Annotated in this window: 5 protein-coding genes; 3 read left to right on the top strand and 2 right to left on the bottom strand. The window is 31.7% G+C overall.

From position 1 onward, the window contains the following. Window positions 1-344: 344 nt before the first annotated feature. On the top strand, window positions 345-1,841 hold the full coding sequence (locus tag AW729_RS00330; protein WP_112123200.1) for a transposase: 1,497 nt from the start codon (window positions 345-347) through the stop codon (window positions 1,839-1,841). A 54-nt stretch (window positions 1,842-1,895) separates the two neighbouring features. On the opposite strand, the gene AW729_RS00335 is transcribed toward AW729_RS00330, so the two are convergent. Then, complete coding sequence (locus AW729_RS00335; RefSeq protein WP_112123201.1) at window positions 1,896-5,591, bottom strand: right-handed parallel beta-helix repeat-containing protein; 3,696 nt, start codon at window positions 5,589-5,591, stop codon at window positions 1,896-1,898. 97 nt (window positions 5,592-5,688) lie between these two features. Between AW729_RS00335 and AW729_RS00340 the strand changes: the two genes are divergently transcribed. Both AW729_RS00340 and AW729_RS00345 read left to right on the top strand, forming a co-directional pair. Beyond that, a complete protein-coding gene (locus tag AW729_RS00340) occupies window positions 5,689-6,186 on the top strand; it encodes a helix-turn-helix domain-containing protein (RefSeq protein ID WP_236951207.1) in 498 nt (165 codons plus the stop codon). Beyond that, a complete protein-coding gene (locus AW729_RS00345) occupies window positions 6,149-6,994 on the top strand; it encodes a transposase (protein WP_236951206.1) in 846 nt (281 codons plus the stop codon). The genes AW729_RS00340 and AW729_RS00345 overlap by 38 nt, the downstream gene beginning before the upstream one ends. Before the next feature lie 279 nt (window positions 6,995-7,273). Here the strand turns inward: AW729_RS00345 and AW729_RS00350 are convergent, their stop codons facing one another. Then, window positions 7,274-13,165, bottom strand: a complete 5,892-nt coding sequence (locus AW729_RS00350; protein WP_112123203.1) for a hypothetical protein — start codon at window positions 13,163-13,165, stop codon at window positions 7,274-7,276. Window positions 13,166-13,344 lie beyond the last annotated feature (179 nt).

Here is a 13,344-nt window from a genome sequence, read left to right on the forward strand (position 1 = left end):
TTATATAAAAAATAGTTTATATTTGAAAAAATAAATATATTATATATGAAATACATTTTCAAACTTATAGAAAAATATTACTTTTTTATAATAATAGGGTGTCCGCCAAAATTAATTTTACACTGGAAATGGTACAACTTCAAATTTTTTAAATTCAATTATTTTTATAATTACCTTATTTTTAAGAGTTATACCTATATGTGAAGATATACTTTTAATTATTTTTCATATAAATATTTATTTTATTCTTATTATTGTTAATAATCCCTAATTATTTAGTTAAGTTTATATAGTAGGTTATACATAATTATTATTATAAAATGAATTAAATGGATTGTTTATTTATGGTTATGAAAAATATGGATAAGAAACAAGCTAAACTAATTATTAGAACTAATGATTACAATGTTCCAAGTGATCATATTTCTCGTTTTGTTGTTGATTTTATCGAAGATGCTTATGAAAAATTAGACATTAAAGTAAATGAAAATAATAAAGGTAGACCTTCTTATAACCTTTGTTCAATGATTAAATTACTTGTTTGGGCTAAATTAGAACATATGGATAGTGCGAAAATTATTGAAGAGATGGCAAAATACCATGATATATTTAAGTTTGTTTGTGATGGAATTACTCCTTCAGAGCGAACAATACAAAGATATCGGGATGAATACGGAGAATATTATGAGTTATTTCTACAAATGACACTGAAAAAAGCATCAGAAGAAAAATATACAGAATTTAATCACGTGGCTATCGATGGAACTGTGAAAAAAGCATGTAATTCTAACCACAATACAATCTCAGAAAAAGAAACCCAACTATTACTTCAATACTACAAAGGAGTTCAAATTGATGAAGATAAACTTGAAAAACTTCATAAACCTGCTAAAAAATTATATGAAAATCCAAATTTAAGTAACGAAGAAAAATTAGAAATATTATACGACATAGAAACAGAATTTACACTCACTGGACAAGATAAAATACCAATGAACGATAAACAAGCACGTAAAATGAAAGGAAAAAAAGGAAACTTCTTAATAGCTTATAATATACAATCAGCAGTTGATTATGAAACAAAATTAATTTGTGCAATAAATGTCACACAAAGTCCAACAGACCATTACCAACTACCAGCAATAGCAGATAAAGCAATAAAAAATATAGAAAAAATACCAGAACATATGAGCGCAGATACAATCTATTTAAATCCCACAAGCTTATCTTACTTTAAAAATAAGAATATTGATGGATTAATACCAACAAGAAAACAATCCAAAGAAATAATAGGAAAATTAAACAAAAATCCATTTCATAAAGATCATTTCGAATATATCGGAGAAAAAGATGTATTTAAATGTCCATCAGGACAATATTTAACATTTTACAATCAATACACAATACCAGACAAAGACCCAGAAAAACCAGCAAAAATAAAACGATTATACAACAATTACACAGCATGCAAAAACTGCAAATATCAAAAAGACTGCATATCACAAAAACAAACACACAGAACCATCACAGAAAACGGTAACAGATTACAAATAGAAATGTACTTTAAAATGGAAAAAGAAGAATATCAAGAAGAATATAGTAAAAGACCATGTGTTGAAGGACCATTCGGAACATTCAAAGAATTTTATCATATAGAACAAGAAGTTGTAATAGGAAAAACAAAAACAGAAGAAAGAATCTACTTAGATGCATTAGCATATAACATAAAAAGATTATACAACTTAAAATACAATAAAAACAATCAAAAAGAAGATATAATGAATTTTTGCGAAAATATATCCGTTACACACCAATTAGCACTTGATGTAAATATATTTTAAAAAAAATCAAAAAATCATTTTTGGCGAACACCCAAAAAGGGATAAAAGAGGGGTTTAAGTTATTGTGATGTTTTTAGTGTATGTTTGTGTTTGGTTGTTTGAGTCCGTGAATTCCACCTTGAGTTCGTGTTTGCCGAGGAATTTGTCTATGATTTCAAGGAGTACTGTTGATAGGTCGTCGCCTACCGTGCCGTTATAGACAAGTTCACCGTCTATGTATAATAGCAGGTGTCCGTTTGTTAATGTTTGACCAAATATCTCGTTTAATTTGCCCAGTGTTATTGTATCACTGAGTGTTATCACCTTGTTGGCAGCGTAAACCAAATGGCTTGTAGGAAGGATTGATCGTGTTGTTTTGGTGTTTTTTATTGTTGTTTTTTGGTTTCTTGTGTTTTGGTTATATTCTTGATGTTTTACATCTTCTGATGGGGTTTGGTCTTCGTCGCTTGCTCCTTCCGGTATGTTTTCGATTATTGTTAATGTTTTTTCGTCTTTTGTCCAGGTACTTGTGGATGCTATATATACTGCAGTTAGTGTATGATTTCCAAGTGATAAATCTTTTGGAATTTCGTATGGTAAGGATGCCCAGTTATCCTTTACAGGAGCATATAATACTAATCCGTCTTCATCTACCAGTGGTTTGCCGTCTATTTCAAAGTATACTTTACCATACTTGATTGTTCTATTCTTATAGTCTACGTATGCATCAAATGTCACTCCTTTTCCGTTTACCATTTCAACATTTGATGTTGTCACATTTATCATGTCATTTTCCGAGTAAACGCTGAATGTTACATTGTCTGATACATCATCCTGTGACTCATCGGCATAGTTGATATCTGCCATGTATTTTCCTGGTTCTAGGTCATCTAGTGCTATGAACACCTGGCCATTGTCATCAGGATAGTAGTTGCTTGTGGTTATGTTTGTGGTTATTGTTCCATGGTTTATTGGGTTTTCTTTGTAATCTTTTACTGTAACAATCAGGTGTGTTGGTGTTGTTTGGGTAGATATGTTTACGTTTGTTTGTTTAATGATGTTTAATGTGAATTCTGTTGAACTAGGAGTAACATAATCATTACTGTATGTTATGTTTATTGTGTATGAGTCGTCCAGATTATCATATATATTTTCCAGTGTATTGACTATGCTTTCTGTTGATACTTCATATCCATCCGTTATATCGGTGAGACTTAACAGTTGCCTGTATTCAGAATCATCTTTTACGGTTATGATTGCTGTTCCTTTTTTACCGCTAGGATCTATGATGTTAAGTGTTATGGTATCTGGTATTCCTTCCGGGTAATCATAGGAATTTTCAGGTGTGGTTATTTTGGATTCAGCAGTTATTACTTTGAATGTGACATTTTTTGATTTTTGATTACATGTTGTTATATAAACTGTGTAGTCTCCCGGTGTTAATTCGGATAAGGTGTAGTTTTCGTACTTGGTTGTAGCATATTCTCTGCCATTGACATAAATTGTTATATCTTCAAGTTCTTCAAGGATATCTTTGTCATAAAATTGAGGGTTTTTTAAGCCAATTGTGAAGTTTAAAACAACATCTTCAAATGGAGTGAATGTGTTCTTATTATCCTTAATCCTCAAAGTTATGTTTTTAAGTGAAATGTCATTATATTTATATACATTACCCTCAACTCGTCCTCCAAGAGCTCCGGTTAGGAAAATTGTTTCCATGTCATCTACAGTATTGTTAATAAACGTGTTGCCGGTAAGATTACGGTATCCTGATGAGTATATTGCACCGGCACGATCGGCATGATTGTTTGTGAAATTTGAATCAACAATATTAAAATCGTATTGGAGATTTCTTATTGCTCCTCCATACCAGCCTGCTGTGTTATTTGATAGAGTAGATTCTGTGATATTTAAGTTAAATAAGTTATTTATTGCTCCTCCATCACGATGTGCTGTATTTCCTGTTAATGTGGATTTTGTGATTGTTAATGTTCCTGTGTTTTCTATTACTCCTCCATATTCAGCAGTATTGTTTGCCAGTGTGGATTGTGTAATTGTTAGTATTCCCTTATTTTTTATTGCTCCTCCATCGTCTGATTTAGCGTTTATTATTGTGATGTTCTTAAGAATCATTGAAGAACGACTGTTAATATTGAATACCTGTAGTTGATTTCCATCTATTGTCTGTCCGTTACCGTCAATGGTAAGTACTATGTTGCGATTAGTCCAGTTAATTGTATTGGTATTGGTGTAATTTCCATTATCTAATTTGATATTCACGTTTTTTGTCTGGTTTTCTGCATATTGTACTGCTTCTGTGAGTTCTTGCCAGTTAGTTATTGGTTTTACTGTGAATTTAACAGTGTTTGATTTATGTCGACATGAATTAAAGTAAACTTCATAGTCTCCCGGTGTTAGGTTTGATAAGGTGTAGTGATTGTAATGTGTTGTAAACTTTTTTTCACCGTTAATATATAATGTTATGTCATTAAGATTTGATGGGACATACTTATCATAATAATCGGGATGTTCCAACTCAATGTAATATTTTAATTCTACACTTTCGCCGTAATAGTATGTATTTTTATCATCTTCAAGACTTAAAATCACTTTTTTAAGTGAAATGTCTGTTGAGTTGTATACATTGTTATACAATTGATTCGTTTTTTCAGATATTTCAATTGTTTCATGGGTTATAGGGGCACGATTATCTGTAAATTTATTGCCTTCAAGAGTTAAATTTCCTTTAGCATATATTGCACCACCCATAATTGCTTTATTGTTTGTAAAAATTGAATTGTACACCATGATCTTTTTGTTGGAACCCTGGATTGCTCCTCCAGACCATGTTGCATTGTTGTTTGTAAATGTGGATCTCTTGATTTTTAACTCATCATATGAATCTATTGCTCCTCCCGCGAATGCACCGTTATTTGTTAGTGTAGAATCTGTCACTTCTACATATCCATTATGGTTAGCTATTGCTCCTCCACTACAACCGTTACTATTATAATTTCCAGTGTTGTTTGTAAATGTACAGGTTGTAATTATTACTCTTCCATCGTTGCCGTTGTGTATTGCTCCTCCAGAAACTGCACGATTATCAGCAAAAGTGGATTCTTTGACTTCCAATAAGCCCCTATTATATATTGCTCCTCCACAACCTGTTTTATTATCGGCAGTATTGTTTGTAAATGTGGATTGTGTGATTGTTAATAATCCCCTGTTGTATATAGCTGCCCCATCCTTAGATGCAGCGTTCTTTATTGTGATGTCATGAATAGCTACTTCACCTTTTTGAACAATGAATACTTGCTGTTTATTTCCATCTATTGTTTGTCCGTTACCTTCAATTATAATAGTTACACTATTATTAAATATAATTGGATCATTAGTTTTGTAGGTACCATTTCTCAGATTGATAGTTACAATCGTTAGGCCCTGTGCATTTTTTACTGCTGAGCGTAGTTCTTCCCAATTGGTTACAATTGCATCTGTTTTAAGATTAGATTTTGTATTTTTAGCTATTGTTTTAGTCGTATTTTCACCTAATTTATTATCAGATGATTTACTTGCTTGTATATCTTTATCTACTATATTCTCTTGCATATTATTAGCAGTACCTGATACTTTATATGTATCCTGTGTTACTGCTTCTTTTGTTATGCTATCTGCATCAGTTACATCATCTGATACTTCAGTTGCACTGGCTACTCCTACCAGCAGGATAAGCAGTGTAACAAATAGCAATAAATATTTTATTTTTTTCATTTTTTTATACACATCTTTCTAATTTATATGTTCTATAATGATTTATATATAGTTTTTTACCAAAAGTATATACCATTTTATGAACATATATATTTCTATGAAAACTGAAAATAAAAAAGTCAAAAATCATTTATCATTAAATGAAATGAATGACTTATTAAAAGAGTATAGAGACTCCTATGAAATATACAGACATTTATTATTAATTAGAATGGTTTACAAAGGCGAAACCATATCTAAAGCTTCTGATAATTTAAATATATCTCGTAAAACCGGTGAAAGATGGATAAAAGACTATAATGAATCAGGTTTTGATGGATTAACTTCAAAATATTCTAATTGTGGAAGAAAATCATTATTGTCTAATGAACAAAAACAATTTTTATATGATAAAATTACAGGAAATGAAGAAAATTATGACTTAAAAAGAGTAAAAAAATTAATTAAAGATGAATTTGATATAGAATACAGTGATAAACAAGTTTGGGTCATAACAAGAGAAAAATTAAACCTTAATTATGGAAAACCAATGTTAAAATATTCAACAAGACCAAAAAATGCAGAAGAAAAACTTAAAAAAAACAAAGTTCATTAATGCAAAAACAGACAAAATCGCAATATTAGACGAAACAAGATCACAAAATGTACCAAATACATCAAGAGTATTATATAAACCAGGAACAAAAAATATTATAATTAAACCTCCTGTAAAATTTGGAATAAACATTGTAGGCTTTCAAGGAATTAATTGTAATTCATACATGGAAGAAAATACAAAAAATAATGCATATACATTTTTAAAAACACTTTGTAACTTTAGAGCACTGAATACAAACAACAAACAAGTTATAAAACAAATTAAACAAGCAATAACAAACCCTAATTTAAAAATAGAAAATATACAATCAATTTTACATCAAAACCAGTTATCAACTAAGGATTTAATAAATAAAATAAATGATGAATTATATAATGAAAATTCAAAACAAAAATCAATAGAAAAAATACAAAAGATCTGTAAAAAAGAGGATATACACAACACCCGAAAAATTGCTAATTTACAACGAGAAATAATAGTAAATAACTTACAAAACACTGAAATAAAGGATTTATTGTCTAAAGAAAAACCTATTTACCTAATACTTGACAATGCAAAAATACATCATGCAAAAATTATAGAAAAGGTATGTGACATATTAAACCTCAAATTAATCTTTTTAGAACCCTATTGTCCTGATTTAAATCCTATAGAAGATGTATGGAGAACAATAAAAAGAAAAATATATAATTCCAATTATAAAACATTGGATGAATTGATTGACATATTTAAAAGGTTATTTTATGAAATAGTGGATAATACGACATTCTATGAAAACTGGCTTTCAGAGTATTTTATGGTATAAACTTTAGGTAAGAAACTATAATAAAAATAAATATCATAAGAATTCATTATTATAATAAAATCACTAATAAACAATATACTATATGTTTTGTTTATTGTCTAATAAATAGTTATAATCATTATATTCTTATATATTTTTATTTCATATTCTTTTTAAAAAATATGTTAAAATTATTTTAAAAATAATAGGATATTACTATGTTCAATTATTTTTTTTTTTTTTTTATTTGTGTTTTTAAGCTAGAATGTACTTTTAGTAAAAAAAATAGGGGTGTGGTGATTAGGTTATTGTAACGTTTTCTGTATAAGTGTTTGTTTTACCATCAGCGTCTGTGAATTCCACTTTTATTTCATGTTTGCCTAGGAATTTTTCTATGATTTCTAGGAGGACTGTTGACAAGTCATCACCTACCGTGCCGTTATAGACGAGTTGTCCGTCTATGTATAATAGCAGGTGTCCGTTGGTGAATGTTTGGTCAAATATATCGTTTAATTTGCCGAGGGTAATTGTATCGCTGAGCGTTATCATCTTGTTGGCAGTGTAAACCAAATGACTTGTAGGAATGGTTGATTGTATTGTTTTTGCATGTTTTGTTATTGATTTGTGAGGTCTTGTTTCCTGCTTGTGTGTTTCCTCTTTTTCATCTTCAGATGGAGTTTTATTTTCATCACCTGCTCCTTCTGGTATGTTTTTGATTATTGTTAATGTTTTATCGTCTTTATTCCAGGCAGTAACGTATTTTTTGTATACTGCAGTTAGTGTATGATTTCCAAGTCCTATGTCTGTTGGCATGTCGTATGGCAGATCTGCCCGGCTATCTTTTACAGGAACATAGAGTACGGATCCGTTTTCATCCAATATTGGTTTGTCATCTATTATAAAGTATACTTCTCCATAGTTAACTGTCTTGTTTTTTTCGTATACTAATGCAGTGAAGGTTACTCCTCTTTCCCGTACCATCTCTACATCCCATGTTGTCACGTTTATTTTCTCGTTTGGAACAAAAATGTCGAATGTAACATTGGTGGATGATTTAATATCTGATGTATCATCAGTATAACTAATATTTACACATTTTTCTCCACCTTTTAAGTTGCTTAGTGATAGGAATACCTGACCATTTTCATCAGGATAGTAATTGTCTGTTGTTAGGTTTGTTGTTATTGTTCCTTCTGTTACTGGATTTCCTTCATAATCCTTTGCTGTGATGATTAGATGTGTTGGTGTTACTTCCGTGGTTAAATTCACATATCCGTCGATTACTGTTAATGTTTTATCATCTCTATTCCAGGCAGTAACATATTTTACGTATACTGCACTTAGCGTATGATTTCCAATTGACATATTACTTGGTATTTTGTATGGTAATTCTGACCAGCTATCTTTTACAGGAACATAGAGTACTGATCCGTTTTCAGCTAGTATTGGTTTGTCATCTATTATAAAGTATGTTTCTCCATCGTTGACTGTCTTGTTTTTATGGTATATTAATGCACTGAGGTTCACTCCTCTGGCCTGTTCTATCGCTATATCCCATGTTGTCATGTTTATTTTCTCGCTTGGAACAAAAATGTCGAATGTGGCATTGGTGGATGATTTTATACGTGATGTATCATCAGTATAACTAATATTTACAGATTTTGGACCTCCTTTCATGGTTAGTGGTATGAATACATGGCCGTTTTCATCAGGATAGTAATTGGCTGTTGTTAGGTTTGTTGTTATTGTTCCATCTGTTACTGGATTTCCTTTATAATCCTTTGCTGTGATGATTAGGTGTGTTGGTGTTACTTCCGTGGTTAAACTTACAGAGGCTACTTTGAATGAAACGGTATTGGATTCATGGTTACAGGTTTTAATATAAACCGTGTATTCTCCAGGTTGTAGGTTGGACAATGGGTAGTCTTCATACTTGGTTGTAACGTTTTCTATGCCATTGATGTAGATTGTTATGTCATCAAGTCTTTCCAGAATATCCTTGTCATAGTAATTTGGATGTTCTAAGGCAATACTATAGTTTAACACCACATCTTCACCTTTATTGAATAGTGTTTGACCATCCTTAATGCTTAAATTTAATCTTTTAAGTGAAATATCCGTGGATTCATAAACATCGGCATTAAAACGTCCAATATCTTCTTCAAGCAAATAAATTGTTTCTCCATTGTCGGCAGTGTTATTGGTAAATATGCTGCCTGTAAGATTTACATATCCTGGTGATCGTATTGCTCCACCCTCGTTTGCATGATTGTTTGTGAAATTTGTATTTACAAGATTAAAATACCTGTATATTTTGTTTATTATTGCTCCTCCACCTCTTGCAATGTTGTTTGATAGTGTGGAGTTGCTGATGCTTAGTGTTCCATGGTTGTATATTGCTCCTCCATCATGGGTTACGGTGTTATTGTTTAATGTGGATTGTGTGATTGTCAATATTCCAGTGATACTGGATATTGCTCCACCCGACAGTGCATCATTGTTGTTTAGTTTCGAGTTTATGATTTTTACTGTTCCGTAGCTTTCTATTGCTCCTCCGTAGATTTTTGCTTGATTGTTGTTTAGTGTGGAGTCTGTGATTGTTAGTGTTTCCCTATTGTATATTGCTCCTCCATCATCATTATCTGCTTTATTGTTTGTTAGTGTGGATTGTGTGATGCTTAATGTTTTATTGTTAAATATTGCTCCTCCATCTCTTGCAGTGTTGTTTGTTAGTTTGGAGTCTGTAATGTTTAATATTCCATTATTAATTATTGCTCCTCCAAAAAGGGTTGCAGTATTGTTTGTTAGTGTGGATTGTGTGATTGTTAATGTTCCCTGGTTTTCTATTGCTGCTCCATTGTATGATTTTGCATCCCGTATTGTGATGTTCTTAAGAACAAGTGAAGCACCCTTATTAATACTGAATACCTGTAGTTGGTTTCCATCTATTGTCTGTCCATTACCCTCAATGGTAAGTACTATCTTCTTATTATTCCATGTGATTGTACCTGTATTTGTATAGTTTCCATCCCATAGTGTGAGGGTTATGTTTATCTTTTGGCCTTTCGCATCATTTACTGCATCACTAAGTTGTTGCCAATTAGTTATAGGAGTTACCGTGAAATTTACAGTATTTGATTCTTGGTTACATGTTTTATAATAAACACTGTATTCTCCCGGTTTTAAGTTGTATAATGTGTAGTTCTTGTACGTGGTTGTAACATTTTCTATACCATTGATGTAGAGTGTTATGTCATCAAGTCTTTCCAGGATATCAGCATCATAATAGTTTGGATGTTCTAAGGCAATGCTATAGTTTAACACTATTACTTCCCCTGGATTGAATATGCTTTGATTATTTTTAATGCTTAAATCATAGGTTTTAAGGGAAATATCCGTGGATTCATAAACATTATTATCAAAACATCCAGTCTGGTTGTATAGGTCAATTGTTTCCTTGTTGTCGGCGGTATTGTTGATGAATTTGTTACCCGTAAGGTTGGTATTTCCGTAGGAGAATATTGCACCACCATTATTTGCATGATTGTTTATGAAGGTTGAATCAGCAACAGTAAGTTTGGCTTGGTCATTGCTTATTGCTCCTCCATAGTCTGATTTAGCATTTGTTATTGTGATGTTCTTAAGAACAAATGAAGCACCATCAGTTATCTTGAATACTTGTAGTTGATTTCCATCTATTGTTTGATTCCATCCATCGATAGTTAGTTCTATGTCGGGATTACTCCAGGTAATAGTGCCTGTATTCGTATAGTTTCCTTCTCCCAGATAGAGTGTTACATCTTCTGTTTTGTCTTCTGCATCTTTTACTGCTTCACGTAATTGTTGCCAGTTGGTTATAAGAGATTTCACAGTGAAATTTACAGTGTTTGATTTTTGATTACATATTTCATAATAGACCGTGTATTCTCCAGGTTTTGATAGGGATAATGGGTAGTTTTCATTCGTGCTTGCAGTAGCATATTCTGCATCATTAACATAGATTGTTATTTCGTCAAGTTGTTCCATGACATCTTTATCATAATTTCGTGGACTTTTCAAAGCAAAACTATAGTTTAACACTACATCTTCACCCAAATTGAATATTGTCTGATTGTCCTTAATAGCTAATTTCATGTTTTTAAGTGCAATATCTGTGGATTCATATGTATTATTTTCAACATGTCCCTCCCAGTATCTGTATAGGTCAATTGTTTCCTTGTTGTCAGCGGTATTGTTGATAAATGCGTTACCTGTAAGATTAGCATTTCCGTAGGAGAATACTGCACCACCAGTTTTAGCATGATTGTTTATGAAAGTTGAACCAGCAACAGTAAATTTGTCTCGGTCACTGATTATTGCTCCTCCATATTGGGCTGCGGTGTTGTTTGCCAGTGTACAGTTGTTTATGTTTAGTATTCCAATGTTTTTTATTGCTCCTCCATCATAGGTTGCAGTGTTTTTTTGTAGTACTGAATCAGTGATTGTTAATGTTCCCTCATTGAATATTGCTCCATCATCTGATCTGGCATCGTCTATTATGATGTTCTTAAGATTCATGGAAGCAGTACTTCCAATATGGAATACTAGTTGTCGGTTTCCATCCAGTAACTGTCCGTTTCCATCAATGCTAAGGGTTATTTTAGGATTTGTCCAGTTGATTGTGCCCGTATTTGTATAGTATCCTTTACCTAACTTGAGGGTCACATCTTTTGTCTGGTTTTCTGCATAATGTACTGCCGCATTGAGTTCTTCCCAGTTAGTTATAGGGTTCACTGTGAAATTGACAGTGTTTGAAGTGCCTTTACAGGTGTTATAATAAACTGAGTAGTTTCCCGGTTTTAGGTTTGATAAGGTGTAGTTCTTGTACGTGGTTGTAGCAGTTTTTTTGCCATTTACATATATTGTTATGTCGTCAAGTCTTTTCAGTATATCCTTATCATAATAATTTTTATGATTTAATGCAAGGGTGAGGTTTAACACCACATCTTCACCGTAATAGTATGTGTTCTTATTATCTTTAGTTTTTAAGTTTATGGTCTTAAATGAAATGGAGGTTGATTTGTATACATTGTTATCAAAAATTCCATTTGTATATCCATATAAATCAATTGTTTCTTGGTTTTGGGTGGCAGTATTTTCAGTAAATCTATTATCAGTTAGATTAATATATCCACGGGCAAATACTGCACCACCCTCCTGGGCACGATTGCTTGTAAAATTCGAACCAATAACCTTAGACTTTTCGGTCGAGCTGTATATTGCTCCTCCCTGGTATTTTGCTCTGTTGTTTGCCAGTGTGGAGTTGGTGATTGTAAATCTTCCATAGCTGTCTATTGCTCCTCCTGTATGTGCAATGCCTTTTGTGAATGTGGATTGTGTGATTGTTAATGTTCCCCAATTTTTTATTGCTCCTCCGGCACCATATGAAACCTCATCTACTGCACTGTTTCCTGTGAATGTGGATTGTGTGATATCTATTTTTCCACTGTTATTATTGTATATTGCTCCTCCAAGAGATGCACGGTTGTCTGTGAAAGTGGATTGTGTGATGTTCAGTATTCCATTATTGAATATTGCTCCTCCAAACCCTACCAGAGTACTTGTTTCGCTTTTTGTTATTGTGGATTTTGTGATTGTTAATGTTCCCTGGTTGATTATTGTTCCTCCTAACTGTGATTCACCATTTTTTATTGTTATGTTATTAAGAACAAGTGAAGCACCCTTCTCAATAATGAATACCTGTTGATTATTTCCATCTATTGTTTGTCCATTACCATCAATTATAAGTTTTGTATCCTTTTTGTCCCATGTGATTGTACCATCAGTTTTATAGGTACCATTTCCTAATGTGATTGTTATATCTTTATTTGTATCTTTTACCGCTGTCTGAAGTTCTTTCCAATTGGTTACAGCTGTAGCTGTTTTTAAATTACCATTTGTAGTTTTATCTATTGTCTTCGTTGAATTTTCATCCATATTATTGGATGCATCATTTGATTTTATATTTTCATTTATTTTATGGGCTTGAATGCTATTAGCATTATCTGATACCTTATAGGTATCCTGTATTGCTGCTTTTTCAGTAATACTACCCGTACTAGTGGTATCCTCTGATACGTCACTTGCACAGGCTACTCCAACAAGCAGTATTAATATTGCCGTAAAAAGCAGTACATGTTTAATTTTTATCATATTTATTCACATTTTTGTTATATTATAGTCCATTTTGACTATTACTATTCATAAATCCATGTTCTAATATTATCATCAGACCATTTTATCTAAATATTTTACAAATAGATAATGTTTATATTTATCAGTTATTTAATAAATACTTTGCAATATTATTTTTTTATAATATTTTTTTAATA

The sequence above is a fragment of the Methanosphaera sp. BMS genome, from assembly GCF_003268005.1.
Lineage (GTDB): Archaea > Methanobacteriota > Methanobacteria > Methanobacteriales > Methanobacteriaceae > Methanosphaera.

Excerpts from the sequence above, each read along its gene's own strand:
- AW729_RS00330 (WP_112123200.1), top strand. The coding sequence starts at position 345 with ATGGTTATGAAAAATATGGATAAGAAACAAGCTAAACTAATTATTAGA.
- AW729_RS00335 (WP_112123201.1), bottom strand. The coding sequence starts at position 5,591 with ATGAAAAAAATAAAATATTTATTGCTATTTGTTACACTGCTTATCCTG.
- AW729_RS00345 (WP_236951206.1), top strand. The coding sequence starts at position 6,149 with ATGCAGAAGAAAAACTTAAAAAAAACAAAGTTCATTAATGCAAAAACA.
- AW729_RS00340 (WP_236951207.1), top strand. The coding sequence starts at position 5,689 with ATGAAAACTGAAAATAAAAAAGTCAAAAATCATTTATCATTAAATGAA.
- AW729_RS00350 (WP_112123203.1), bottom strand. The coding sequence starts at position 13,165 with ATGATAAAAATTAAACATGTACTGCTTTTTACGGCAATATTAATACTG.